Genomic DNA, 24,931 nt, shown 5'->3' with positions numbered 1-24,931 from the left:
CAGCTGTGCGAGGACTACCCGGGGCAGATCATCAACATCCACCACAGCTTCCTGCCGAGCTTCGTGGGGGCCAAGCCCTACCACCAGGCCCACGCGAAGGGGGTGAAGCTGATCGGTGCGACCTGCCACTACGTGACGAGCGAGCTGGACCAGGGCCCGATCATCGAGCAGGACGTGATCCGGGTGGACCACTCGGATGCGCCGGACGATCTGGTGCGCTACGGCAAGGACATCGAGAAGGCGGTGCTGGCGCGGGGTCTGCGTTACCACCTGGAGGACCGCGTGCTGGTCCATGGCAATAAGACGGTGGTGTTCCGATGACCGCCCGGATCATCGACGGCAAGGCCTTGTCGAAACAGTTGCGCGAAGGCTTCAAGACGCGCGTGTCCCAACTGGTGAGCCAGGGCGTGCAGCCCGGGCTGGCGGTGATCCTGGTGGGCGACAACCCGGCGAGCCGGGTGTACGTGGGGAACAAGGTGAAGGCCTGCGAGGAGTGCGGCGTGCGCTCCTTCCACATTGGTCTGCCGGCGGACGCACCGGAAGCCGAGGTGCTGGCGACGATCGCGCGGCTCAACGCGGACCCGTCGGTGCACGGGATCCTGATCCAGCTGCCGCTGCCCGAGCAGGTGGACCCGCGGCGGGTGCTCGAGGCGATCTCGGTGCACAAGGACGTGGATGGCTTCCACCTGTACAACGTGGGCGGGTTGGTGGTGGGCAACACGATCTTCCCGCCGTGCACGCCTTACGGGGTGCAGCTGCTGCTCGACACGACGGGAACGGACGTGGCGGGCAAGAACGTGGTGGTGGTGGGGGCGAGCAACATCGTGGGCAAGCCGATGGCGCTGATGTTGCTGCAGCGCGAGGCGACGGTGACGGTGTGCCACGCGAAGACGCGTGACCTGGCGCAGCACACGATCCTGGCGGACATCCTGATCGTGGCGGCGGGCAAGCCGGGGCTGATCGTGGCGCAGATGGTGAAGCAGGGGGCGATCGTGATCGACGTGGGGATCAACCGTCTGCGAGACGGGCCCAATGCGGGCAAGATCGTCGGCGACGTGGATTTCGAAGGGGTGAAGGAGAAGGCCAGCTGGATCACCCCGGTGCCGGGCGGGGTGGGGCCGATGACGGTGACGATGCTGATCGAGAACACCCTGCGCTCGGCCGAGCGGGCCTTGCGCATGCGCCAGACCGATGACTACCAGGAGTGGGAAGCCCCCTTGCTGAAAGGTGGCTGACCCCCTGCCCCTTGCTGCGCGGGCGATCCGCGCAGCAAGGGGCAGGGATGGCAAGGATTAGCGGCGCCGGCTGCCGCCGCCGAGGATGGAGCCCAGCACGCCGCGCACGATCTCGCGGCCGATGGTCGAGCCGACGGTACGGACCACGCTGCGGGCCGCCGTCTCGGCCAGTCCGGGGTGACGTCCGCCACGGGGGCCGGTGCTGCCGAACAGGATCTCGCCGAGACCGCCGAAGAGGCCTCCACCGCTTTCTTCGGCCGGGGCGGGGACTGCGCCGCCGGGGGATGCCGCATTGCCGGCGGTCTTCGATCCGCCCCCTTGCAGCTTCTCGTAGGCCGATTCCCGGTCCACCAGGGCCTCGTAGTGGCCGAAGATCACCGATCCTTCAATGGCGGCCTTGCGCTCGGCCGGCGTCAGCGGCCCGAGGCGGGAGCCCGGCGCGACGATGAAGCCCCGTTCGACGATGCTCGGGCGGCCCTTCTCGTCGAGGAATGACAGCAGCGCCTCGCCGACCCCCAGCTCGGTGATGACCGTGGCGGCATCGAATTCAGGATTGGCGCGCATGGTCTCGGCCGCCGTCTTCACCGCCTTCTGGTCCCGCGGGGTGAAGGCGCGCAGCGCGTGCTGGACCCGGTTGCCGAGCTGGCCCAGCACGGTCTCGGGCACATCCAGCGGGTTCTGGGTGACGAAATAGACACCCACACCCTTGGAGCGGATCAGGCGCACCACCTGCTCGATCTTCTCGAGCAGGGCCTTGGGAGCCTCGTTGAACAACAGGTGGGCCTCGTCAAAGAAGAAGACCAGCTTCGGCTTGTCCACGTCACCCACTTCCGGGAGCTGCTCGAAGAGTTCGGAGAGCATCCACAGCAGGAAGGTGGAGTACAGCTTGGGGGTGTTGTAGAGCTTGTCGGCGGCGAGGATGTTGATCACGCCATGGCCGTCTGCGTCGGTCTGCATCAGGTCGGCGATGTCGAGCATCGGCTCGCCGAAGAACTTGTCGCCGCCCTGGGTCTCGATGCCCAGCAGGCCGCGCTGGATCGCGCCAATGGAGGCGGCCGAGATGTTGCCGTACTGGGTGGTGAAGTCCTTGGCGTTGTCGCCTACGTATTGCAGGGTGGCGCGCAGATCCTTCAGGTCGATGATCAGCAGGCCCTGGTCGTCGGCGATCTTGAAGACCAGCTGCAGCACGCCGGCCTGGGTGTCGTTGAGGTTGAGCAGCCGGGCCAGCAGCAGCGGGCCCATGTCCGACACGGTGGCGCGCACCGGGTGGCCGGCCTCGCCGAACACGTCCCAGAACACCGCGGTGTTGGCCCGCGGGGTGAATTCGTCGATGCCGAGTGCTGCCAGGCGCTCCTTGAGCTTGGGCGATTCGACGCCGGCGGCGCCGATGCCCGACAGGTCGCCCTTGACGTCGGCCATGAAGACCGGGACGCCGATGCGGGCGAAGGATTCGGCCATCTTCTGCAGGGTCACCGTCTTGCCGGTGCCGGTGGCGCCGGTGATCAGGCCGTGGCGGTTGGCCAGCTGCGGCAGCAGGTGGATCTCCTTGTCCTGGGTCTTGGCGATCAGCAGGGGTTCGGTCATGGGGGTATCTCCTGGGCGACGGGCAAAATGCGTTGGGTTGAGATTATCGGGCAAAGGCCGGCTGCGGGCAGGGCTTCCGACCGATGGACGCGTAATTTGATCCTGATCAGGCGCGGCGCGTGCGCGAAAAACGGGCGGCGGGGTAAAATCGCGCCTTTACGTCGCGTAAGCAAGGACACAGAATCATGGCGGGTCATTCCAAGTGGGCCAACATCCAGCACCGCAAGGGCCGACAGGACGAGAAGCGCGGTCGGGTCTTCTCCCGGCTGGCCAAGGAAATCACCGTTGCTGCCCGCATGGGTGGGGGCGATCCGGGTTTCAACCCGCGCCTGCGCCTGGCCGTGGACAAGGGCAAGGCGGTGAACATGCCTGCCGACAACATCGACCGGGCCATCAAGAAGGGCACCGGTGAGCTGGAGGGCGTCACCTACGAAGAGTCCCGTTACGAGGGCTACGGCATCGGCGGCGCGGCGGTGATGGTGGATTGCCTCACCGACAACAAGACCCGCACCGTGGCCGATGTGCGCCATGCCTTCAACAAGTACGGCGGCAACATGGGCACCGACGGCTGCGTGTCCTTCCAGTTCAAGCACTGCGGTCAGCTGCTGTTCGCGCCGGGCACCTCCGAGGATGCGCTGATGGAAGCCGCCCTCGAGGCGGGTGCCGACGATGTGTCCACCAACGACGACGGCTCCATCGAGGTGATGACCGACCCCTACCAGTTTGGTGAGGTCAAGGAAGCCCTGGAGAAGGCCGGCTTCACTGCTGAGTTCGGCGAAGTCACCATGAAGCCCCTCAACGAGACCGAACTGGTCGGCGACGACGCCGTGCGCATGCAGAAGCTGCTCGATGCGCTGGAGTCGCTGGACGACGTGCAGGCGGTGTACACCTCGGCGGTCATGGACGAGGAGTGAGCACCAGGCCCAGTTGAAAATGAACAAGGCCACCTCGCGGTGGCCTTGTTCATTTGGGGCGGGCTGGTTTCAGTGACGTGGCTTGCGACGGCGGGAAGTCAGGGCGCCCATCAGGCCGATACCCAGCAGCGCGAGGGTGGCCGGCTCGGAAACCTTGCTCGGGTTGGGCAGGTAGTCGTAGACCAGGGTCGCACCGCAACCCGCGGAGGTGGAGAGCGACATGCTCACCCCGGCGGTCTCACCCTGAAGGCTCTTGCTGTCGGTGTTCTCGCACCACACGGTGAAGTTGCCGCCACCCGCCGACAGAAAGATGCTCGGGTCCAGGTCGAGCTCGAGCGAGCCGCTGCTGGCCAGCGGGCCCACTGCGGTGAAGCCGGACGCGAGGGTCAGCGGACCGGTGCTGGCGGTGAGGGACAGCGTCGGCAGCAGGCTGTTCAGGATGGTGGCGAGGCCGCTCAGGGAGCTGCTCGTATAGAGGCTGATCTCCGAGGCCGCAGTGACATTGCGACTGCCCGAGCTGGTGTTGTCGAAGGAGAAGGTGCTGGAGCCCACGCCAAAGATGGTCAGCTTGGCGCTCTGCAAGGTGCCGATGCTGGTGTCGAACAGGTCCAGCGTACCGGCCTGAGTGATGGGGGTCAGCTCCGGGGCGTTGCTGAAGGACAGCGACGCTGCCTGGGCGGGCAGGCCGGCAGCCAGCAGGCCGGTCAGCAAGAGTGCAGGAAGGATTCGGTTCATCGTGGGCTCCACTAGCTGGTTGAACCCCGAGGCGTCGTCCCGACCTGCGGGATGGCGCAGGCTTGCTCGGCACAGGGGCTTCGAAGTTGTTTCGTATTTGTCAGTTCGCTCGATTTTACCTGTATTGGGCGTAATCTGATCGCGGGTTTATGAGATTTCGTTAAGTATTCAAGGCTCCGGGTGTGATGGAATTGGCGGCCGCCGCAATCGTGCCCGGGGTGGTGCAGGCGGGCCTGCCTCCACAGGTTGGGGACCGAAAATAGAAATGCCCGCGATCCCTTGTGAGGCGCGGGCATGGTGTTCCGATGCAAGCGAGCGGGTCGCGCCTGTTTACATCAAGGGGCCAGGCAGGCCGGCCCCGGCTCTTTTCAACGACGACGGCGCAGGGCCATCATGCCCATCATGCCGAGGCCGACCAGGGCCATGGAGGCGGGTTCGGGGACAGTGGTGGTGGTCGGATCCTTCCAGCTGACACCAAAGGCGTCGATGGTCAGATCCCAGCCCGGGACGCCATTCAGGGTCATTTCGAGGACGCCGCCGCTGCCGATGCTGGAGCTGACTGAGAACTCAACATCCTGGTTGACGGTGTTGCCAGGAATGGCTTGGGAGAAGATGCTGTTTCCGTCCAGGGTGATATCGACGTTGGTCGGATTGCCATCGGATGCCAGAACCTTGAAGAGGAAGCTGAGGTCGGACGACCCCGCCGGAATGGAGAACGGGGCGACATTCCAGATCACCTTGACTTCGGAATCCACGCCCGAGTCATTGCTGACGAGGAACACCCCGTTGATGACGCGGGCGCGCGAGTCGCCGGCGCCAAAGTCGGAGGACAGCTGTTCCACTGACAGGGTACGGACTCCGGCCAGATTATCGGTGATGGCCGCGCCGGGCGCGCTCTGGGTCAGGGGGCCTTGATTGATGTTGAATTCATCGATGATGTTTGCGCCGGCGTGTGCTGCGCCAGCGGAGAGGGTCAGCGCGAGGGTTATGAGGTGCTTTTTCATTGGAGGTTCCTGCGAATGTGATGATTTCTTTGGCATATGGCAGACGTATTTTCTGCCTGAGGTGTTTTGAGCAAAATGCGTACCCGTTGTGGGAAAAATGTTTAAAAACATGTATTTGAATTATTTTTCTTTTTCGATTTTTGTCTTTTGTTAAATGTTCCGACACTTGATTGTCAATTAGTGTTTATTGTTTTACGTAATTGCTCAGTAATACGATTTGTTTCTGGTTTTTTCATTGTTTTTGGCTTTTTTGCTGTGTTTGTGGTAATTAATTGGTAGTCCAAATGAATGGGAGCATGGAATGGCTGACGACTTGACCGCTGTCGATGCCGAGCACAGTGAGCGGCGGCGGCGGCAGCGCTTTGTAGCCCGGCGCTGGGGCAATGTCTGCTTCTGGGTCGTCATCGACGGCCAGCGGCAACCGCTGAACGACTTGTCCCTGGAGGGCTTCAGCCTGCCGATGGGCGTGCCGCCACTGGGCAACAGGGAGTTTCCCTTTGCGCTGCAGCTCGAGGGGATTCCGGACGAGATCCGGGGAGTGGCGCGCAACATGAACTTCGTGGTGGGCGAGGGCGGCGGGCAGCTCGGCTGCAGCTTCGTCTCCTTCGAGGGGGATGGCGCCGTGCAGCTTCACGACTGGCTCACCGTCCACGTCATCTCGACGGCGACCATCCGTATCTCGGAGAAGGAGGCGGCAGCCATCGTGTCGGGGCCGTCCCTGATCTGAGTCTCCCGGCGCCTCCCCGGACAGTCCGGGTTAAATCTGCCCAGGTGCTTGAAAGATATGATAAATTCAGCACCAGCTTCGCCGGCCTCGCGCCGGCGTTTTTCCTTCTTTGTTTTGCCGTTCCGCCCGTCGGTATTTAAGGGATTCGTGTCGTGCTCATCGCCAACAACATCACCATGCAGTTTGGGGCCAAGCCCCTCTTCGAGAACGTCTCCGTCAAGTTCGGTGACGGCAACCGCTACGGCCTGATCGGTGCCAACGGGGCCGGCAAGTCCACCTTCATGAAGATCCTGGCCGGCGTGCTGGAGCCGTCCGCGGGCAATGTGGCGCTCGACTCGGGCGAGCGCATGGCCTTCCTGAAGCAGGATCAGTTCGCCTACGAAGACGTGCGCGTGATCGACGTGGTGATGATGGGCCATGCCGAGATGTGGGCCTGCATGCAGGAGAAGGACGCCATCTACGCCAATCCCGAGGCGACCGAGGACGACTACATGAAGGCCGCCGAGCTGGAAGGCCACTTTGCCGAGTACGACGGCTATACCGCCGAGGCCCGTGCCGGCGAGCTCCTCCACGGTGTCGGCATCCCCACCGAGCAGCACAGCGGCCCGATGCGCGAAGTGGCACCCGGCTGGAAGCTACGGGTGCTGCTGGCCCAGGCCCTGTTCGCCAATCCGGACATCCTGCTGCTCGACGAGCCGACCAACAACCTGGACATCAACACGATCCGCTGGCTGGAGGATGTGCTCAACCAGCGCAACTCCACGATGATCATCATCTCCCACGACCGGCACTTCCTGAACCAGGTGTGTACCCACATGGCCGACCTGGACTACGGCCGCATCCAGGTGTGGCCCGGTACCTGGGATGACTACATCGAGGCGTCCACCCAGGCCCGCGAGCGTCAGTCGGCGGCCAACCAGAAGGCCAAGGAAAAGGTCCAGGAGCTGCAGGAGTTCGTGCGCCGCTTCAGCGCCAACAAGTCCAAGGCGCGGCAGGCGACCAGCCGCGCCAAGCAGATCGACAAGATCAAGATTGACGAATTCAAGCCGTCCAGCCGCCAGTACCCGTGGATCCGCTTCGACTACGACGAGAAGGAGAAGCTGCACCGCCAGGCCGTGGAGATCGAGAACCTCACCTTCGGCTACGATCCGGCCAACCCGATCATCAAGAACTTCAGCTTCACTGTCGACGCCAACGACCGCATTGCCATCATCGGCGAGAACGGTATCGGCAAGACCACCCTGCTGAAGCTGCTGGTAGGCGAGAACCTGCGTGGCCTGAAGCCCCAGTTCGGCACCATCAAGTGGGCGGAGAAGGCCAAGCTGGGCTACTACGCCCAGGATCACGCCGACGATTTTGCGAGTGGCGAGAACCTCACCGACTGGATCAGCGGCTATGTGCGTGAAGGCGGCTACGAGGGCGACGATGCCGAAACCCTGATCCGCGGCACCCTGGGTCGCCTGCTGTTCAAGGGTGACGACGTGAAGAAGTCGGTCAAGGTGATCTCCGGGGGCGAGCAGGGCCGCATGCTGTTCGGCAAGCTGATGCTCCAGCGCAAGAACGTGCTGCTCCTCGACGAGCCGACCAACCACCTCGACATGGAATCCATCGAATCCCTCAACTCGGGCATCGCGGATTTCAGCGGCACGCTGATCTTCGTCTCCCACGACCGCGAGTTCGTCTCGTCCGTGGCCACCCGCATCCTCGAGATCCGAGGTCCCGGCGAGATCATCGATTACCGCGGCACCTACGAGGAATACCTGTCCAGCCAGGGCATCCAGTAAGGCGCCCCGGCGTGACGGCGGTGGGGCGGAAGGGGCTATATGACATGATCAGCCTGATCTCCCTGCCGCTGCTCGTGGTCCTGACCATCGCCCTCGGGCTGGTGGCGGACCGTCATGGTGGAGACTGGGGGCAAGCCCTGGTCAGCCTGTGGACCTGGGCCTTTTTCGCGCTGCTGCTGTATCGCAGCGAGGGCGGCCGATGGCGTCTGCTGGCCTGTCTGTGCATCGCCACCGCCGGTGAGGTCGTGCTGTCCCTGGTGTGGGGGCTGTACGACTACCGCCTTGGCAATCTGCCGCTCTTCGTGCCGCCCGGTCACGTGCTTCTCTACTGGCTCGGCCTGCAACTGGCCGAGCGCCTGCCCCTGGCCGCGGTGAAGACGCTGCCCTGGCTGGCGCTGGTGGCGGTGAGTATGCAGGCCCTGGCCGGCATCGACGGCCTGGGGCCCGTGCTCATCGCCCTGTTCCTGGTCTGCGTGCGCTGGGGGCCGGCACCGCGCCTGTACGTGACCATGTTCCTGTTGGCCCTGGCGATGGAGCTGTGGGGCACCTGGCTGGGCAACTGGGCCTGGCGCAGCCAGGTTCCGGGGCTGGGCTGGCCGCTGGCCAATCCGCCCCTGGCGGCCGGTGCCTTCTATTGCGTACTGGACCTGCTCAGTGATTCCGTGCGTCGCCGGCGCAATTGCCCGGCGGCCTGAGCGGAAACGGCACCCGCGCTCACTTTGCCCGCTACCTCCAAGGGGGCGGACGAACGCTTGAGGCGGCTTGGCGCGTCTTAGCCGGCCAGGATCTTCCGTGCTGCCTGATCGCCCCAATGGGCGGCTTCCTCGAACACCGAATAGCCCGACAGATCCGCGTGGGCAAAGAGCAGCCGGCCCTTTGCCTGACGCAGGGCGTGCAGACCCGGATTGGAGAGGGTGCCCGGCACCGGGCAGGCCATGCCGTGGCCGCGCAGGGTGATCTCGACGGCGCGGCTCAGGCGCCACAGGGTGGGGCCGCCATAGACGCGGCGTAGCTCTTCCGAGGCCATCTCGTAGAGGCTTGCCGCTGAAGCGCTTTCAAGCCAGCGCCGGGCTTCGGCCGGCGAGCGGTCGGCCAGGGCCCGGTAGGTGGTGAACACCGTGCGGGGGGGCCGGGCGGCGCGCAGCCACTGGTGGGTGGCGACTACCCAGCCGAGGCCTGGGCTGCCATGGATCACGTTGTCCCAGGCCAGCGGCACGTCCCCGGCTTCGGCGGGAAAGCCGTCGAGCAGGAAATTGGCGACCAGCCAGGGGCTCTGCGGCGGCGCATGGCGGGCCGGGTCGAAACCCCTGGCCTGCATGTCGGGCACGATGCGGGCACTGACGTGCATGGGCATCGCGCAGATGGCCCGGTCGGCGAGGATGCGGAAGGCGCCGTCCGCGTCGCTGGCGAGGATGCTCACGCCGTGGGGCGACTCTTCGATCCGCCAGGCCGTACCGGCCAGCTGGCGTCCGGGCGCGAGGCTGGCGCGCAGATGGCGGGCCAGCGGGGCGAGGCCGTCGGGCCAGGTCAGGACGCTGCCGTCCCGGGCGTTGGCGGCGTGGCCGCCCCGGCTGGCGAAGTAATGCAGGCCGAACCAGGCGGAGACCCGCTCGGGCCCAGCGCCGTATTCGTCCCGGCAGACGTAGTCGAGCCAGGCCAGCAGGCTGGGGGCGGTGTAGTCCTGGGCCGTCAGCCAGTGGCTGAAGGTCTGCGCGTCAAGGGCGCGCCAGGCCGGGTCGGCGGATGACAGGGCCAGGGGTACCGCGAAGGCGCGCTGCCCATCGGCCCCCCGGGCGTCCTGCAGCCGGGCCATCTCGTCCATGAAGCGGTGGTGTTGCGCGGCTTCGTCGTCGCCGACGTGGGCGGTGGGCAGCAGGCCCTCGCGCCATTCGCCTTCGAACAACAGACGCTCGTCCGGCTCATGCACCAGCAGGGTCTCTGCGTAGCGGGGCCGGGCGGCGAAGGGCGCGTCCTCGATGACGCCCATCTCGTGGAGGATTTCGCGCACCACCCGGGACTCCAGGGACGGCAGGGGCAGGTAGTGGGCGCCGCGGGGGTGGGAGACGCCGTCCTGGGTGCCGGCGGCGGCGTTCCCGTCCGGCTCCGGGCCATCCAGCAGCAGGAAGTCGGCGTGTCCGGCGCGGGCCAGGCGCCAGGCGGCGGTGAGGCCGGCGATGCCGCTGCCGAGGATGGCGACTCCTGTCCGGATCTCCCGCGTGGCCGGGGGCAGGGGGGCGGCATCGCGCAGGCGGTGCCCTGCGGCCATGCCGGGGCGCAGCACGCTGATCGGGATACCCAGGTGCTCGAGCTGGCGGCAGGCGGGCAGGGTGGCGGCCATCCCCGCCGCGGCCCCCAGACCCAGGAAGCGTCGCCGCTGCATCAGCGCACCACGTTGCGCCAGTCCTGCTCGAAGTAATGCACCAGGGCCTGGCTGTTGAGGTGGTTGGCTGCCACGGGCAGGGCGCGCATGTCGGGGGGGAACTGGAACATCAGCCGGGTGGTGTCGGCGTCGAGGTAGCGGGTGGGCACGCTGTAATGGGTCGGCGGTGTGAAGCCGGGCCGGCGGGTGGCCAGGTTGAAGCCCCATTCGCCGAAGGAAGGCACGTGGGCGTGGTAGGGGTGGGTGTGGAAGCCCGCCTCGCGCAGGGTTGCGTCGATGCACCAGTAGCTGCGTGGGGCGAACCAGGGCGAGGTGGATTGCACCACCAGGGCGCCGTTCTCGGACAGGTGGCGGGCCATCAGGCGGTAGATGGGCACCGAGTAGAGCTTGCCCAGGCCGAAGCTGGAGGGGTCGGGAAAGTCGGCGATGATCAGGTCGAAGATTTCACCGCGCTCTTCCAGCCACTGGCCGGCGTCCGCGTTGATCACCGTGACCCGTGGGTCGGACAGGGCGCCGCCGTTGAGGGAGGCCAGTTCGGCGTTGCGGCTGAACAGCCCGGTCATGGCCGGATCCAGGTCCACCAGGGTGACCCGCTCCACGTGCTTGTGACGCAGCACTTCCCGCACCGCCAGGCCGTCGCCGCCACCCAGCACCAGCACCGACCTGGCCCAGGGCAGGCTCTCCAGGGCCGGGTGCACCAGCGCCTCGTGGTAACGGTGTTCGTCCCGGCTGGAGAACTGCAGGTTGCCGTTGATGTAGAGACGGGTGTCGTCCTTCCAGCGCGTCACCACCAGGCGCTGGTAGGGGGTGGTGGTGGCGAAGATCACCTCGTCGCCGAACAGGTCGCGCTCGGCCCAGCCGGTGATCTGGCCGGAGGTGGCCAGGCCGGCGGCCAGGAAGGCCATCACCAGCACGCCGCGGGTCAGGCGGCCGCGCAGGCGTGGGAGGTCGGCACGGTAGTACCAGAGGGTCCACAGGGCGACTGCGGTGTTGGTCATGCCGAACAGGAAGCCGGTGCGCGACAGGCCCAGCCGGGGTGCCAGGACCAGCGGGAAGAGCAGCGACACGACCAGGGCGCCCAGGTAGTCGAAGGTGAGCACCCGGCTCACCAGTTCGCTGAAGCTCGCCTGGCGGGCGTGCAGGACCCGCATCACAAGCGGAATCTCCATGCCCACGAGCACACCCAGGGCGAACACCAGCGCGTACAGCACGCTGCGGAAGGGCGCCGACATCCAGGCGAAGAGCAGGAACAGCAGGGTCGCCGACAGTCCACCGAGCAGGCCCACCAGCAGCTCGATGTCGATGAAGCGGGCCAGCACGTCCCGGTCGTCCACGTACTTGGAGAGGTGCGAACCCACCCCCATGGCGAACAGATAGCAGCCAATGATCGAGGAGAACTGCAGCACCGAGTCGCCCAGCAGGTAGCTCGACAGGGCGCCGGCGATCAACTCGTAGGCCAGGCCGCAGGAGGCGACCACGAAAACCGACAGGATCAGCAGCCGATCGGGCTGGCGAAGGGCGCCGGAAGGGGAGGAAGCAGCGTCTGACATGGCGCGGACTCTACCCTGAAAGCGCTTGCCGGGCACGGTGAATGCTGGCTAAATAACGGCCCGGTCGCCGAGGATTCCGCTGATGGAGCCGTTCTACAATTACGTGGTGCATCTGCTTTCGGGCCTGCTGATGGTGCTGGCCTTTGCGGCCATCTACCTGCGGGTCACCCCCTTCTGCGAGATGTCCCTGATCCGTCAGGGATTCGTTGCGCCAGCCCTTTCCCTGGGGGGGGCACTCATCGGTTTCTCGCTCACCGTGGCATCCAGCATCCTGCACAACGACACCTACCTGATGTTCCTGGCCTGGAGCGCAGCCGGCCTGGCCATGCAGGTGCTTGCCTATGTGCTGCTGGGCCGCCTGGTGCCGCGCCTGCCCGACCTGCTGTCGGCCAACAACGTGGCGGCCGGCGCCTTTGCGGGCACGGTGGCGCTGGTGGTGGGCATCATCAACGCGGCCTGCATGTCGTGATGCCCGTGCCGGACCTGCGCCTGCCGCCATCCTGCGTCCTTCTCTGAAACAAGCCCATCGGGAGCAAGCATGAGCCTCGGATCCTTCATCAAGAAGCAATTCATCGACGTCCTCCAGTGGAACGAGGAGTCGGACGGCACCCTGGCCTGGCGCTATCCGATGGAAGACTTCGAAATCCAGTACGGCGCCAGCCTCACCGTGCGGGATTCGCAGATGGCGGTCTTCGTCAACGAGGGCAAGGTGGCCGACGTGTTCGGCCCCGGCATGTACAAACTGACCACCCAGACCATCCCGGTGCTCACCTACCTGAAGAACTGGGACAAGCTCTTCGAGTCGCCCTTCAAGTCGGACGTCTACTTCTTCAGCACCCGCCTGCAACTGGGGCGCAAGTGGGGAACGCCGCAGCCGATCACCATCCGAGACAAGGATTTCGGCATGGTGCGGCTGCGTGCCTTCGGCATGTATTCCTACAAGCTGCTGGACCCGAAGAAGTTCTTCACCGAGATCAGCGGCACCCGCGCCACCTACACGGTGGATGAGCTGGAGCAGCAACTGCGCAACCTGGTGGTGGCGACCATGAGCGCCACCCTGGGCGGCTCCGAGCTGCCCTTCCTCGACATGGCGGCCAACCAGATCCTGCTGGCCGAGCGCATGCAGGCCACCATGGCCCCCACCTTCGACCGCTACGGCCTGACCCTGGACAACTTCGCGGTCGAGAACATCTCCCTGCCCGAGGAACTGCAGAAGGCCATCGACACCCGCATTTCCATGGGCATGGTCGGTGACCTGGGCAAGTACACCCAGTACCAGGTGGCCAATTCGATGCCGCTGGCGGCCCAGAACGAGGGCGGGTTGGCCGGCGTGGGCGCAGGGCTGGCGGCGGGCGTGGGCATGGGCCAGGTGATGATGGATGCCCTGCGCGGCAGCCAGGCGCCTGCTGCCCCGGTTGCTCCCGCAGCGGCGCCCGTGCCGGCGGCTGCTCCGGCGGCAGACGACCCCGAGGCCCGCCTGGCCAAGCTCAAGTCGCTGCTCGACAAGGGCCTGGTGACCCAGGCCGACTACGATTCCGCCAAGGCGGAGATCCTCAAGCAATTGATCGGCTGAGCGCCGGGTGTTCAAGCTCGCCTGCCCCAGCTGCGGCGCGGAGGTTGTCTTCCGTTCGGCCACCTCGGCCATGGCCGTCTGCGAGTATTGCCAGAGTACCTTGCTGCGTGAGGGCGACGCCGTGCGCGACGCGGGCAAGATGGCGGTGGTGCTGGAGGACTACTCGCCGATCCGCATCACCACCTCGGGCATGTATGCGGGCAAGGCCTTCGGCGTCGTCGGGCGCATCCAGCTGCGCTACGAGGATGGCTTCTGGAACGAGTGGTACATCCTGTTCGACGATGGCAGCGCCGGTTGGTTGTCGGACGCCTCCGGCCAGTACGCGATCACCGTGGACGCCGGGCTGGCCGCCGAAGCGCCGTCCTTCGCGCAGACCGTGCCCGGCGGGCAGTATGCCTGGGACGGCATCACCTACACCGCGTCCGACCTGCGCACGGCCCGCTGTACCGCCGGGGAGGGCGAGCTGCCCTTCCAGGTCGGTCCGGGCTGGGAGGCCCGGGTTGTCGATTACCGCCAGACCGTCCGCTTCCTGACCCTGGACTATTCCGAGGAGGGCAAGCCGCGCCGCTATGCGGGCAAGGCGGTGAGCCTCGAGGATCTGCGCTGCCAGCTGCTGCGTGAGCCCGACGAGATCCTGCGCAGTGCCGGCCACCTGAAGGGCAAGGCCGAGGCCCTGGCCTGCCCGTCCTGCGGCGCGTCCATCGCATGGCGTCCGGCGGTGGCGGCCCATCTCCACTGCCCGGCCTGCGGGGCCGAGAGCGACGCGAGCTCCGGCACGCTGGAGGTCATGGAGGCCAGCCGTCGCGAGGCGGCGCTCGAGACCACCCTCAAGCTGGGTGAAGAGGCCCGTATCGATGGCACGGCCTGGGCCCTGATCGGCCTCATGAAATGCCGCGAGACCGGCGGCTCCGACGAATGGGTCGAGTACCTGCTGTACAGCGAGGCCCAGGGCTTCCTGTGGCTGGTGGAGTCGTCCGCCGGCTGGGACAAGGTCAAGGTGCTCAATATCTGGCCCGAATCCGTGTCGGCCAGCGCAGTGCGCCACGAGGGCAATGCCTACACCCGCATGCAGGCCTACGGTGCTCAGGTCGTCCAGGTGGCCGGAGCCTTCAACTGGCGGGTGCGGGCGGGCGACGCGGTGGCCATCACCGACTACCGGGGCAGCAGCGCCACCCTGAGCAGCGAGCGCAGCCCGGCCGAACTCACCTGGTCGCTGGCCCAGCGGGTGCCGGCCACCACCGTCGATGGCTGGTTCGGCAGGAAGGGCAAGCTCGCCGCCGGGGCCGCGGTGAATGCGCTGGCCGGCAGTGGCGAGGTTGGTTCCGATGGAGAGCGGCGCCAGGCGCTGCGTCCGCTGGCCTGGGTGTTCACCGTGCTGATCCTGCTTGTCAATGTGCCGATCGCCGTCTTTGGCGGGCTGTACAGCTTCTTCCTGATCCTGATCGCCGTGGCCGTGCTGTGGCTGCCGGTCTACACCAACGTGCTGGAGGACTAGGCGTGGGGCGGGGGGGGTATGTGAAATTCGCGCTGATCGTGGCGGTCGTGGTGACGCTGTTCAACCTGGAACACGTCAGCGAGCGCGGCGGCAGCAGCCGGGGCTGGAGCAGCGGAGGCAGCGGCGGCGGCAGCTGGTCATCCGGCGGCGGAGGGCACAAGTGAGCGACGGCCCCCCGCATCTGCCCAAGGGGCTGCACCTGCTGGCCGACTTCCACGGTGTGCCTGCCGATCGGCTGCAGGATCCGCTGAGCATCGAAACCTTGCTGCGCGAGGCCGCGCGCATGGCCGGCGCAACCCCGGTGGGAGGGCATTTCCACCCCTTCGGCCCCGGGCTCGGGGTGACCGGGGTGCTGCTCCTGCAGGAGTCCCACATCAGCATCCATACCTGGCCGGAGCATGGTTTTGCCGCGGTGGATGTCTTCATGTGTGGCCGGGCCCGCCCGGAACGGGCTGTCCAGGTCCTGCAAGCGGCCTTGCAGCCGGAATCCGTCACATGCCGGGAGACGCCGCGGGGCTAAACTGCGTGGCATTCCGTCATCCGTCGCAGATCTGCCATGTCGCTCCAGTCCGTTCCCCTCGATCACGCCTACCGTCTGCTCAACCACGGCCCCACGGTGCTGTTGTCATCGGCTCACGGTGACCGCCGCAACATCATGGCGGCGGCCTGGAACATGCCGCTGGATTTCGACCCGCCCAAGGTGGCGGTGGTGATCGACCGGAGCACCCTGACCCGTGAGCTGGTGGAAGCGTCCCGCGAGTTCGTGCTGGCCGTGCCCAGCCGCGACCTCGCCGTGCAGACGCTGTCTGCCGGATCCCGCTCAGGGCGCGAAGGCGACAAGTTCGATGCCCTGGCCCTGGAGACCCGGCCGGCCAGCCAGGTGGCGGCGCCCTTGCCGGTCGGCTGCATCGGCTGGCTCGAATGCCGGGTGATCGACGAGCCGCACATCCAGCGCACCTACGACCTCTTCCTCGGCGAGGTGGTCGCCGCCTGGGCCGATCCAGAGGTGTACTCGGACGGCCGCTGGCATTTCCCGTCGGAGCGCCAGCGCAGCATCCACTACGTGGCCGGGGGGCACTTCTTCGCGACTGGCGAAGCCTTCGCGGTGGATGCCGAGCCGCAGGCATAAAGGATTGATGCAAAAGGGGGCGGCGGTTGTTTGAAGGACGTCCGGGCAGAGGTTTTCCAGGGGTGTGAAAGATTCTTTGTGCACTGCAACAAAAATGCTTGCAATCTTTTTTGTTGCGGTGCAACATAGAGCCATACCGAAACCGATTCGGTGATCGCAGCCCCCACTTTTTGAGGAGATCATCATGTCCCTGACCCCCGAGCAAATCGTCGCCACTTCCAAAGCCAACGTCGAAGCCGGTCTGAAGACCGCCACCAGCTTCGTGACCACCCTCTTCACCGCCGTCGAGCGCGTGTCCAGCCTGAACCTGGCGACCGCCCGTGGCGCCTTTGACGACAGCATCGCCTTCTCCAAGGCCGTGCTCGCCGCCAAAGACCCGAAGGCCCTGGCCGCCCTCCACCTGGGCGCCGTGAGCCCCGCCGTCGAGAAGTCCGTGGCCTACGGCCGCAGCCTCTCCGCCATCGGCGGTGACACCCAGGAAGAGCTGACCAAGCTGGTCGAAGGCGAAACCTCTGCCCTGTCCAAGAACGTCGAAGTGACCCTGGACAACCTGTTCAAGAACGCTCCGGCCGGTTCCGAGCCCGCCATCAAGGCCGTCAAGACCGCCCTGGCCAACGCCAGCTCCGCTTACGAAGGCGCCCAGAAGGCTGCCAAGCAGGTTGCTGCTGCTGCCCAGGCCAGCGTCGAGAAGGCCACCGCTGTCGCCGTCGAGAACGTCGACAAGGGTGCCAAGGCTGCTGCCAGCGCCCTGAAGGTGGCCTAAGGCTGCCGGAACCCGGTCCGCATCTGCGGACCCGGTTTTACATGCCCGCCCTTGTGCTGTGGCATGATCCAAAAAGGCCCTTCGGGGCCTTTTTGGTTTTTGTGGAGACGATCATGGCCCGCCGCAAATCCCCGTTGTTGACTGCCTTCTCCCGCCTGGCCCGCAGCAGCATGCGGCAGGGGGCCCGGATCAGCCGTGCGGCCGGGCGCCAAGGCGTGGCCGCAGGAGAGAGGTTTGCCGATTCGGCGCGCCACGTCCTCTCCGGTGTGATGACGCCAGCCGGGGCTCCAGGGCCGCTCACTGGCGGCAGCTGGAGCGAAGGGCGCTGGGGGCTCGGACCGATGGCCATGCGTCACTACCGGCTCTTCATCCCCGCTGGAGCCACTGCCCGCAAGCCGATTCCGCTGCTCCTCCTGCTCCACGGTTGTGCCCAGGACAGCGCGGCTTTCGCCGCGTCCACCCGCTGCGCAAGCCTGGCGCGGGACAAGGGGTTTGCCGTACTGATGCCCGAGCAGGCCCGCGAGGCCAATCCCCAGCGCTGCTGGAACTGGTTCGGCAGCCCGCTGCAGATCGGGCTGGAGGCGAAGATCCTGATGTCCATCGTCGACCACGTCCAGGCTGCGCACCCACGCCTGCGGGGGCCGCTGTTCGCCCTCGGCCTGTCGGCCGGCGGGGCGATGGCCCTGACCCTGGGCCTGCAGTTCCCCGCACGCTTCGGGGCCGTGGGCAGCCACTCCGGGGCCGCGCCCTTCAGTGCCGGCACTGCCCTGCAAGCCGGTCAGAGCATGCGCGGCCGACGCTCTCCGGACGCCGAGGCTATCGCCAAGCACCTGGAGGGCAGGGCGCCGCCCCCGCTGTTGCTGATCCACGGCGAGCGTGACCGGGTGGTGGATGCGGGCAATGCCCGTGCTGCTGCGATGCTGTGGCTCGACCTGCAGCCCGAGGGGCAGGCCATCGTTGAGCGGACAGGGCGCGTGCAGCGGGGCAAACGGCATGCCGTGACGCGTACCGACTGGCTGGCCGGGAGACAGCTCCGCGTGCGTCTGCTGGAGGTGGCCGGCATGGGCCATGCCTGGAGCGGCGGTGCGGCCGGGCAGGCCTTCTCCGACCCGGCCGGCCCCGATGCCCTGCGGCTCGCCTGGCAGTTCTTTGCCTTGCCGAGGGAACGGGGCCGCTCTCGAACCGTCTGAAGAACTCATCCCTTCTGGAGTTTTCCATGCCCAGCCTCGATCTGCAGGACCGTGCCGCCGGCGCGCTGATGGGCGCCTTCATCGGCGACGCCCTGGCGCTCGGCCCCCACTGGTATTACGACCTGGCCGCCATGCGGGCCGATTATGGGGACTGGATCAGCGGCTATACCGATCCGCGCCCGGAGCGCTACCACGGCGGCATGAAGGCCGGCCAAGCCTCCCAGGCCGGCATCCTGATGGCCCTGACGGTGGATTCGCTGGTGTCCCAGGGGGGCTATGACGAGGCCGATTTCTGTCGGCGGCTGGACGAGGACTTCTTTCCGCAGATCGATGGCACGCCGATGGCCGGGCCGGGCGGCTATACCAGCCAGTCGATGCGTGAAGCATGGCGGAAGCGGGTGCTGGAAGGGCTGCCGTGGGGCCGCTGCGCAGGCAATGCGGATACCACCGAGGCGGCCGAGCGCATCATCGCCATCGCGGTACGCCATGCCCTGCGTCCGGAGCGCCTGGCCGACGCGGTGACGCGCAACACCTTGCTGACCCAGAACGATGGCACCGTGGTGGCCATGACCGTCGCCTTTGCAGCAGTGCTGGGGCTGCTGGTGGAGGGGCAACCGATGGATGGCAAGGTGTCCGGCCTGTTGATGGCGCGGGTCAAGAGCGGCCTGCTGCCCTTTCATACGGTGACCAGCGGGCGCCTCCAGGCACCCCGCCCCGGTGAGGCCGAGGCCCCCGTGGCCGGCCGCTTTCCGTCGCCGGATGCGCTGCTCGGGCCGTCCTCCATGGCGCTGGCAGCGACCGACCCGGGCATCCGCATCGAGCCGGCCTGGAAGGTCTCCACGGTGTATGGGATGCCCTGTGCCGTGTATCACCAGTTTCCGGCCGCCTATTACCTGGCGGCGCGCTTCCCGGACGATTTCGAATCGGCGGTGCTGCATGCCGTGAATGGAGGGGGGCAGAACCTGGCCCGGGCCATGCTCACCGGCGCGCTGGCCGGCGCCCAGACCGGTTTGTCGGGTATTCCGCAGCGCTTCATCGACGGGCTTGAAAATGCAGCGGGCCTGCTTGAGCAGGCCCGACGGCTGGCGGATCAGATGGCCGCGGAGGCGTGAGTAGCGACGTCTAGCACAGGCCTTTCTTGGCCTGGCCCGGAGGACAGTGATGCCGGTGGTCGTCACGATACTCCCGGTGTTCGCGGTAGTCCCGGCGATCTGGCCCGCAATGGCCGCGGAAGTCGCGGCGATCACGGTAGCGGTGGCAGTTGTCGTTCCACCAGCGCTCGTCACGCCAGCGGCCACCATCCCAGTAGCGGCCGTTCCGGTCACGGTCGCCGATGTAGAGCTGGATGCCGGGCGCGCGGATGCTCAGGTCCACATCGACCGCATGGGCGGCGGGGAGCCCCTGGAGGAGGGCGGCCAGGCTCAGGCAGAGCACGAGTGGGGTGCGCATTCAGATTCCTTTTCCATGCTTTGATGCCTGATTCTGCGCGCTTTTGAACGGCTTGTCGCACGCAGGCAGCGCCCGGCTGTGGTGTATTACCCATTACGGGGTGGCCGGGTTGTCGCGGATCAAGGTCATCCTGGGACAGGACGGCTAGCCTCGGCGACGTGAATGCCGAGTCCGATCTGATCCGCCCCGCCACCTCCCCTGCCTTGCGCCGGGTGATCCCGGTTGTCCCGGCCCGGGCCCTGCCGGAGCGGAGCCGCCAGCGCCTGCGCATGCTGGCCCAGGCGGCTTTCTTCGTGCTCTTCGTGCTGGCGCCGGTGTTCAACCTGCTGCGCTACGACCTGGTGGCGGGCCATGCCTGGTTGCTGGGTTTCGAGTGGCGGGCCGGCCTGGATGATTTCAGCAGCGGCCGGATCGACGCCCTGGGGGCGCTCGGCCGCATCCTTGGCCGGGTGCTACTGCCCATCCTGGCGGCCGGGGCGCTGCTGATCGGCGTGGCCTGGCGCTGGGGGCGGCTGTATTGCGGCTGGCTGTGTCCCCATTTCTCGGTGGTCGAGACGCTCAACGGGCTGATGCGCCGGGCCAGCGGCAAGCCCAGCGTGTGGGAGCCGCGCACCCTCCCGCCGCGCGAGCCGGATGGCCGCCCGGTCCGCCAGGATGCCCGCTGGTGGCTGGTCACGGTGCCGCTGGCGGTGGGCTTCGCCTTTGTCTGGGCGGTGGTGCTGCTTACCTACCTGTTGCCGCCGTTCCAGGTGTATGGCCATCTGCTGGCCCTGGAGCCGAGCCGCAACGAGGCGATCTTCATCGTGGCCGGCACCTTGCTGCTGTCCATCGAGTTTCTTTTCGCGCGTCACCTCTTCTGCCGCTATGCCTGTGCGGTGGGGATGTTCCAGAGCCTGGCCTGGATGGGCAACCGGGAGGCGATGGTGGTGGGCTTCGAGCGGGAGCGGGCGGCGGATTGTGCGGATTGCTACAGCGCCTGCGACCACGTCTGTCCGATGCGTCTGAAACCCCGCAACATCAAGCGCGCGATGTTCACCTGCACCCAGTGCGCGCAGTGCGTCAGTGCCTGCGAGACGACCCAGCAGGACAATCCGGCAGGCTCTTTGCTTCACTGGGTGTCCGGCAGCGCCGCACGGCGTAACGAGGCCGCCTTTGCACCGCCCCGGCCCCCATTGAAACAGGAGAGGACGCTTCCATGAGTGGTTTCAACGACTTTGCCATCGCCCGGGCGCTGCATGTCTTCGCCGTGCTGATCTGGATCGGCGGGGTGGCCTTCGTGACCCTGGTGCTGCTGCCTGCCTGCCGGGCGCTCAGCGAACCCGCCGGTCAGCTCGACCTGTTCGAGCGCCTGGAGCACCGCTTTGCCGCCATCGCCCGGTGGACGGTGCTGCTGGCCGGGGCCTCGGGTCTGTGGTTGACCTGGCGCCTGGATGCGTGGAGCCGCTTTGCCGAGCCGGCCACCTGGTGGTGGATGCACGGCATGGTGATCGTCTGGAGCCTGTTCGCGGTGATGCTCTTCATCCTGGAGCCTTTCGTGCTGCAGAAGCTGTTCCAGGCCCAGGCAAGAAAGGACCCGCTGGGCACCATGGCGCGCATCCAGCGTGTTCACGTGGTGCTGCTGACGGCCAGCCTGGTGGTGGTGCTCGGCGCCGTGGCAGGCAGCCATGGAGGCTGGTACTTCTGACCCTGGGTGCTGTCGTGGCCAGGACGCGTCCGGCGGGAATTATCCCCGCCGGACGTGGCAAAGCCTGTGGACAAGTTGTGGGGTGCAGACTCAGGTTACTGATGCGCAAGGTTTTTTTCGAAGCGCCTTAAAAAGGGGCAGTCCGGCTGCCAGGCGCCCCGGCTTCAGCGCCCGAGTTCCTTCAGGTAGGTCTGGCGGGCGGCCACCGCGGTGTCCGAGAAGTCGGAGAACAGCCCGTCCACACCCAGGCGGAAGAACTGCAGGTACTCGGCCTTCGGATCGCCCTTGTAGTCGGCGGCGAGGCGCTTGGCTTCGTTGCGGAAAGTCCAGGTGTGCACCATCAGCCCGAGCTTGTGGGCATCGGCCACCAGGGTGGTGGGGGTGGAGGAGCTGGCATCGGCGTAGTTCACGGCGCCGTCACCATTCACGTCCTGCATCTTGCCGCTGGCGTCGAAGCTGCCTTTCACCGGCACGATGTAGGGCTTCCACGGGCCCACACCGTCGGCGTACTTGGCGATCTCGGCCAGGCCGGCAGGCGTCACCATCGAGCCGAACAGTTCGCTCCTGCCGGCGCGGGTCCAGTCGTAGGGGCGGTCGAAGGGGGCGGCGAAAGTCACGGCGCCGGTCTTGAAGTCGTAGTCGTCACCGTCCACCAGCTGGATCAGGCGCAGATTGGTCCTGGCGCGCAGGTATTTGAGGTTGGCGGTCTCGAAGGACTGCAGGATCACCGGCGAGTCCTTCTTCGTGTAGCCGTACTCGGCGAGGATGGCGAGCAGGCGGTCTTCCAGCTTGAGGTTGTTGTCCTCGTGGTAGGTGGGGTGCTTGGTCTCCGGATACACGCCGATCGTGCGGCCGGCCTTGGTGCCTTCGGCCTTGGCCAGGTCGAGCACTTCGCGCAGGGTCGGGATCTGGTACTGGCCGTTGAAGGACTGATCGCGGTCGGACAGGGGCTGGATGGCGCGCAGGGTCTTGATCTCGGCCAGGGTGAAGTCGGTGGCGAACCAGCCGGTCTCGGCCACGCCGTCCACCATGCGGGTGGTTTTGCGGGCGGCGAACTCGGGCCGGGTGGACACGTCGGTGGTGGCGGTGATGTTGGGCTCGTGGCGGGCGATCAGCTCGCCGTCCTTGGTGGCCACCAGGTCGGGCTCGATGAAGTCGGCGCCCATCGCGATCGCCTTGCGGTAGCCCTCCAGGGTGTGGTCGGGCAGGTAGCCGGCCGCGCCGCGGTGGCCGACCACCAGGGGCTGCTTGCCGTCCAGGGTGGCGAAGGGGCGGTCGCTGTCGCTGCCGCCGCAGGCGGCCAGGACGAGGCTGCCGCATAGCGCGGCGATGAGGGTTGGGCGTGACACGGGCATGGCGCAATTCCAATCGGTTGAAAGGCGCCAAGTGTGTGTGGAGGCTGTTAAGCCTCCGTGAAGGATGGATGAATCCGCCGCGCGGCTCAGTCCTGCCGGCTGCGCCAGGCCCGCCCGAGGGCTTCGGCCAGGGTGGCCGGATCTTCGGCACCGACCACCGCAAAGCGTTGGTCCACCAGGTAGGTGGGCACGGAGCGGATGCCGATGTGGCGGACTTCCCCCTCGAGGGCGCGCACCGTGTCGGCCTCGGCATCGGAAGCGAGCCAGGCCGCAAGGTCCGGCGCGTCGAGGCCGGCGTCCCGGGCCACCTGCCGCAGCACGGCCCGGTCGCCCACGTTGAGGCCCTGCTGGAACTGGGCCACGAACAGGCGCTCCACCAGCGGGGCCGCATCCAGGCCCTGCTGCTGGGTGCGGTGGATCAGGCGGTGGGCGTCGAGGGTGTTGGCGCGCACCTGGATCTTCTCGAAGTGGAAATCCGCCCCGTGGGCCGCCCCGGCCGCGCGGATCTGCGCGAACAGTGCGTCCACCCGTTCCCGGCTGCCGAACTTGGCGACCAGGAAGGGCAGGTAGGGTTCGCCTTCGGGGGGCGTATCCGGGTTGAGGAAGAAGGGCAGCCAGCGCTTGCGCAGGGCGAAGTCGGGGATCTCCCGGCGCACCAGGGCTTCGGCCTCGGCGAAGCGGCGCAGGCCGATGAAGCACCAGGGGCAGACGATGTCGGAGGCGATGTCGATGTGGAGCATGGCCGGCGTCTCAGCTGGAGCAGCTCACCGACAAGTCTTCGGCCCAGGCCGGCGGCGGCGCGGCGAAGCGTTCGAACTCCGGCTGCTCGTCGAAGGGCCGCGACAGGCAGGCCAGCACTGCGTTCACCTCGCTGTAGTCCTTGGCGCGGGCGGCGCGGATGGCCGATTCGGCGATCCAGTTGCGCAGCACGTACTTGGGGTTGGTGGCGTTCATGGCGGCCTGCCGCTCGGCATCGGGCCGCCCCTCGGCGCCCAGGCGGGCGCGCCAAAGGGCCAGCCAGGCGTCGGCGGCGTCGCGGTCGATGAACAGGTCGCGCATGGGGGCGTCGGCGGCGGCCCGGCCTGCCTCGTCCACCCGGGAGGGGAGGCGCCCCAGGGCGCGGAAGAACTGGGTGTAGTCCGGGTGGTGCTGCTGCAGCAGGGCGAAGGTGTCGCCGATGAAGTCTTCGTCGCCCGGCAGGTTGCCGGCGAAGCCGAGCTTGGCGCCCAGCAGGGCGACGAAGCGGCTTTCGAAGGCCGGCGCGTAGCTCTCCTCGATGGCGGCTTCCACTGCGGCAGCTTCGCCGATCAGCGGCGACAGGGCGCGGCCGAGGGCGTAGAGGTTCCAGTGTCCCACCACCGGCTGGGACTTGAAGCTGTAGCGGCCATGGTCGTCCGAGTGGTTGCAGATGTGGCCGGCATCGAAGGCATCCATGAAGCCGAAGGGGCCGTAGTCGAGGGTCAGCCCCAGGATCGACATGTTGTCGGTGTTCATCACACCGTGCATGAAGCCCACCCCCTGCCACTGGGCGATCAGCTCGCCGGTGCGCCGCCCCACGTCGGTCAGCAGGGCGGCATAGGGGTTGGCGGCGTCACGGCATTCGGGGCGGAAGCGGTCGATCACGTAGTCGGCGAGCTGGCGCAGCTCGTCCACCTTGCGTTGGGACGCCCAGTGCTCGAAGGAGCCGAAGCGGATGAAGCTGGGTGCCAGGCGGGTCACCACGGCGGCGGTCTCGATGGTCTCGCGGCGCACCGGGGCGTCGGAGCCGACCACGCAGAGGGCGCGGGTGGTGGGGATGCCGAGGGCGGCCATGGCCTCGGAGCAGAGGAACTCGCGGATGCTCGAACGCAGCACGGCGCGGCCGTCGGCGAAGCGCGAGTAGGGGGTCTGGCCGGCGCCCTTGAGCTGGATCTCCCAGCCGCTGCCCGGGCCCTGCACCTCGCCCAGCAGGTGGGCCCGCCCGTCGCCGAGCTGGCCGGCCCAGACGCCGAACTGGTGGCCGGAATACACCGCGGCCAGCGGCTCGCTGCCGGGCAGCATCACGTTGCCGGCGAAGACCGCCGGGAAGTCGGCACGCGCCAGCTCGTCCGGCGCCAGGCCGATCAGCCGGGCGGTGTCGGGGCTGGCCGCCACCAGGTAGGGGCGGGGCAGGGGCTCGGGCGGCAGGCGTGTGTAGAAGGCCGCCGGCAGTCGCGCGAAGGCATTGTCGAAGGGCAGGGTCTCGAGGGTATGCATGGTGGTCGGGGGAAGGCTGTCGTTTTCATGGGGTCGGGCAAATTGCCCGCCGGGCTTGGGGTAGGCTGCGTGGCCGCGGCTCTCCCGGAGTCGCACGTAAAATCCGACTATTTCACTATGGTATGGTTCCTCGCGCCCTGGGGGA

At 67.1% G+C, this 24,931-nt stretch carries 26 protein-coding genes; 17 read left to right on the top strand and 9 right to left on the bottom strand.

What is annotated here, in order from left to right; all coding sequences use genetic code 11:
• On the top strand, positions 1-321 hold a 321-nt coding region (locus tag HHL15_RS16120; protein ID WP_268967115.1), incomplete at its 5' end, for a formyltransferase family protein.
• Positions 318-1,235 (top strand): bifunctional methylenetetrahydrofolate dehydrogenase/methenyltetrahydrofolate cyclohydrolase FolD, encoded by a 918-nt coding sequence (gene folD, locus HHL15_RS16115; protein WP_169146806.1) that lies wholly within the window; start codon positions 318-320, stop codon positions 1,233-1,235. The genes HHL15_RS16120 and folD, both read left to right, overlap by 4 nt.
• Before the next feature lie 57 nt (positions 1,236-1,292).
• On the opposite strand, the gene HHL15_RS16110 is transcribed toward folD, so the two are convergent.
• Complete coding sequence (locus tag HHL15_RS16110) at positions 1,293-2,819, bottom strand: helicase HerA-like C-terminal domain-containing protein (protein WP_169146805.1); 1,527 nt, start codon at positions 2,817-2,819, stop codon at positions 1,293-1,295.
• 185 nt (positions 2,820-3,004) lie between these two features.
• Here HHL15_RS16110 and HHL15_RS16105 point away from each other — a divergent pair, with 185 nt between their 5' ends.
• Positions 3,005-3,733 (top strand): YebC/PmpR family DNA-binding transcriptional regulator, encoded by a 729-nt coding sequence (locus tag HHL15_RS16105; protein WP_169146804.1) that lies wholly within the window; start codon positions 3,005-3,007, stop codon positions 3,731-3,733.
• Between the two features lie 69 nt (positions 3,734-3,802).
• Here the strand turns inward: HHL15_RS16105 and HHL15_RS16100 are convergent, their stop codons facing one another.
• A complete protein-coding gene (locus tag HHL15_RS16100; protein WP_169146821.1) occupies positions 3,803-4,468 on the bottom strand; it encodes a PEP-CTERM sorting domain-containing protein in 666 nt (221 codons plus the stop codon).
• A gap of 368 nt (positions 4,469-4,836) precedes the next feature.
• The gene (locus HHL15_RS16095; RefSeq protein WP_169146803.1) at positions 4,837-5,472 is read right to left on the bottom strand and encodes a PEP-CTERM sorting domain-containing protein; all 636 of its coding nucleotides are present in this window, start codon (positions 5,470-5,472) and stop codon (positions 4,837-4,839) included.
• A 301-nt stretch (positions 5,473-5,773) separates the two neighbouring features.
• On the opposite strand from HHL15_RS16095, the gene HHL15_RS16090 reads away from it, so the two are divergent.
• The 3 genes from HHL15_RS16090 (at position 5,774) to HHL15_RS16080 (ending at position 8,678) form a co-directional block, all read left to right on the top strand.
• Positions 5,774-6,199, top strand: a complete 426-nt coding sequence (locus tag HHL15_RS16090) for a PilZ domain-containing protein (protein ID WP_169146802.1) — start codon at positions 5,774-5,776, stop codon at positions 6,197-6,199.
• Between the two features lie 152 nt (positions 6,200-6,351).
• Positions 6,352-7,983: an ABC-F family ATPase gene (locus HHL15_RS16085; RefSeq protein ID WP_169146801.1), complete on the top strand. Its 1,632-nt coding sequence runs from the start codon at positions 6,352-6,354 to the stop codon at positions 7,981-7,983.
• A gap of 44 nt (positions 7,984-8,027) precedes the next feature.
• Positions 8,028-8,678, top strand: coding sequence for a hypothetical protein (locus HHL15_RS16080; RefSeq protein ID WP_169146800.1), 651 nt, complete (start codon positions 8,028-8,030; stop codon positions 8,676-8,678).
• Positions 8,679-8,755: 77 nt separating this feature from the next.
• Here HHL15_RS16080 and HHL15_RS16075 read toward each other — a convergent pair whose 3' ends face one another.
• Entirely contained in the window at positions 8,756-10,363 is a 1,608-nt protein-coding gene (locus tag HHL15_RS16075; protein ID WP_169146799.1) for an FAD-dependent oxidoreductase, read from the bottom strand.
• Complete coding sequence (locus HHL15_RS16070) at positions 10,363-11,913, bottom strand: polyamine aminopropyltransferase (RefSeq protein WP_169146798.1); 1,551 nt, start codon at positions 11,911-11,913, stop codon at positions 10,363-10,365. Before HHL15_RS16070 ends, HHL15_RS16075 begins: the two co-directional genes overlap by 1 nt.
• Before the next feature lie 82 nt (positions 11,914-11,995).
• On the opposite strand from HHL15_RS16070, the gene HHL15_RS16065 reads away from it, so the two are divergent.
• The 9 genes from HHL15_RS16065 (at position 11,996) to HHL15_RS16025 (ending at position 19,175) form a co-directional block, all read left to right on the top strand.
• Positions 11,996-12,382, top strand: coding sequence for a DUF350 domain-containing protein (locus HHL15_RS16065; RefSeq protein ID WP_169146797.1), 387 nt, complete (start codon positions 11,996-11,998; stop codon positions 12,380-12,382).
• 69 nt (positions 12,383-12,451) lie between these two features.
• Positions 12,452-13,486, top strand: coding sequence for an SPFH domain-containing protein (locus HHL15_RS16060; RefSeq protein WP_169146796.1), 1,035 nt, complete (start codon positions 12,452-12,454; stop codon positions 13,484-13,486).
• Positions 13,487-13,493: 7 nt separating this feature from the next.
• Positions 13,494-14,981: a DUF4178 domain-containing protein gene (locus HHL15_RS16055; protein WP_169146795.1), complete on the top strand. Its 1,488-nt coding sequence runs from the start codon at positions 13,494-13,496 to the stop codon at positions 14,979-14,981.
• 20 nt (positions 14,982-15,001) lie between these two features.
• Positions 15,002-15,145 (top strand): hypothetical protein, encoded by a 144-nt coding sequence (locus HHL15_RS16050; RefSeq protein ID WP_169146794.1) that lies wholly within the window; start codon positions 15,002-15,004, stop codon positions 15,143-15,145.
• Positions 15,142-15,501, top strand: coding sequence for an adenosylmethionine decarboxylase (speD, locus tag HHL15_RS16045; RefSeq protein ID WP_206198807.1), 360 nt, complete (start codon positions 15,142-15,144; stop codon positions 15,499-15,501). Before HHL15_RS16050 ends, speD begins: the two co-directional genes overlap by 4 nt.
• A gap of 36 nt (positions 15,502-15,537) precedes the next feature.
• Positions 15,538-16,110 (top strand): flavin reductase family protein, encoded by a 573-nt coding sequence (locus HHL15_RS16040; RefSeq protein ID WP_169146793.1) that lies wholly within the window; start codon positions 15,538-15,540, stop codon positions 16,108-16,110.
• A 184-nt stretch (positions 16,111-16,294) separates the two neighbouring features.
• On the top strand, positions 16,295-16,873 hold the full coding sequence (locus tag HHL15_RS16035) for a phasin family protein (protein ID WP_169146792.1): 579 nt from the start codon (positions 16,295-16,297) through the stop codon (positions 16,871-16,873).
• Between the two features lie 113 nt (positions 16,874-16,986).
• Positions 16,987-18,063 (top strand): extracellular catalytic domain type 1 short-chain-length polyhydroxyalkanoate depolymerase, encoded by a 1,077-nt coding sequence (locus tag HHL15_RS16030; RefSeq protein WP_169146791.1) that lies wholly within the window; start codon positions 16,987-16,989, stop codon positions 18,061-18,063.
• 26 nt (positions 18,064-18,089) lie between these two features.
• Positions 18,090-19,175, top strand: a complete 1,086-nt coding sequence (locus HHL15_RS16025) for an ADP-ribosylglycohydrolase family protein (RefSeq protein WP_169146790.1) — start codon at positions 18,090-18,092, stop codon at positions 19,173-19,175.
• 10 nt (positions 19,176-19,185) lie between these two features.
• Here HHL15_RS16025 and HHL15_RS16020 read toward each other — a convergent pair whose 3' ends face one another.
• Positions 19,186-19,512 (bottom strand): DUF2502 domain-containing protein, encoded by a 327-nt coding sequence (locus HHL15_RS16020; RefSeq protein WP_169146789.1) that lies wholly within the window; start codon positions 19,510-19,512, stop codon positions 19,186-19,188.
• 158 nt (positions 19,513-19,670) lie between these two features.
• On the opposite strand from HHL15_RS16020, the gene HHL15_RS16015 reads away from it, so the two are divergent.
• Both HHL15_RS16015 and HHL15_RS16010 read left to right on the top strand, forming a co-directional pair.
• On the top strand, positions 19,671-20,711 hold the full coding sequence (locus HHL15_RS16015; protein WP_328825056.1) for a 4Fe-4S binding protein: 1,041 nt from the start codon (positions 19,671-19,673) through the stop codon (positions 20,709-20,711).
• Entirely contained in the window at positions 20,708-21,196 is a 489-nt protein-coding gene (locus HHL15_RS16010) for a hypothetical protein (RefSeq protein WP_169146788.1), read from the top strand. The genes HHL15_RS16015 and HHL15_RS16010 overlap by 4 nt, the downstream gene beginning before the upstream one ends.
• 164 nt (positions 21,197-21,360) lie before the next feature.
• Here the strand turns inward: HHL15_RS16010 and HHL15_RS16005 are convergent, their stop codons facing one another.
• The 3 genes from HHL15_RS16005 to HHL15_RS15995 form a co-directional block, all read right to left on the bottom strand.
• Complete coding sequence (locus HHL15_RS16005; RefSeq protein ID WP_169146787.1) at positions 21,361-22,551, bottom strand: glycerophosphodiester phosphodiesterase; 1,191 nt, start codon at positions 22,549-22,551, stop codon at positions 21,361-21,363.
• Positions 22,552-22,637: 86 nt separating this feature from the next.
• Positions 22,638-23,291: a DsbA family oxidoreductase gene (locus HHL15_RS16000; protein ID WP_169146786.1), complete on the bottom strand. Its 654-nt coding sequence runs from the start codon at positions 23,289-23,291 to the stop codon at positions 22,638-22,640.
• Positions 23,292-23,301: 10 nt separating this feature from the next.
• Positions 23,302-24,786 (bottom strand): protein adenylyltransferase SelO, encoded by a 1,485-nt coding sequence (locus HHL15_RS15995; protein ID WP_169146785.1) that lies wholly within the window; start codon positions 24,784-24,786, stop codon positions 23,302-23,304.
• Positions 24,787-24,931 lie beyond the last annotated feature (145 nt).

Origin of the sequence: Zoogloea dura (assembly GCF_012927165.1) — a bacterium.
GTDB classification, from domain to species: Bacteria; Pseudomonadota; Gammaproteobacteria; order Burkholderiales; family Rhodocyclaceae; genus Zoogloea; species Zoogloea dura.
The sequence above is the reverse complement of the archived record's forward strand: the minus strand, read 5'-3'. Positions and strand labels throughout refer to the sequence as shown.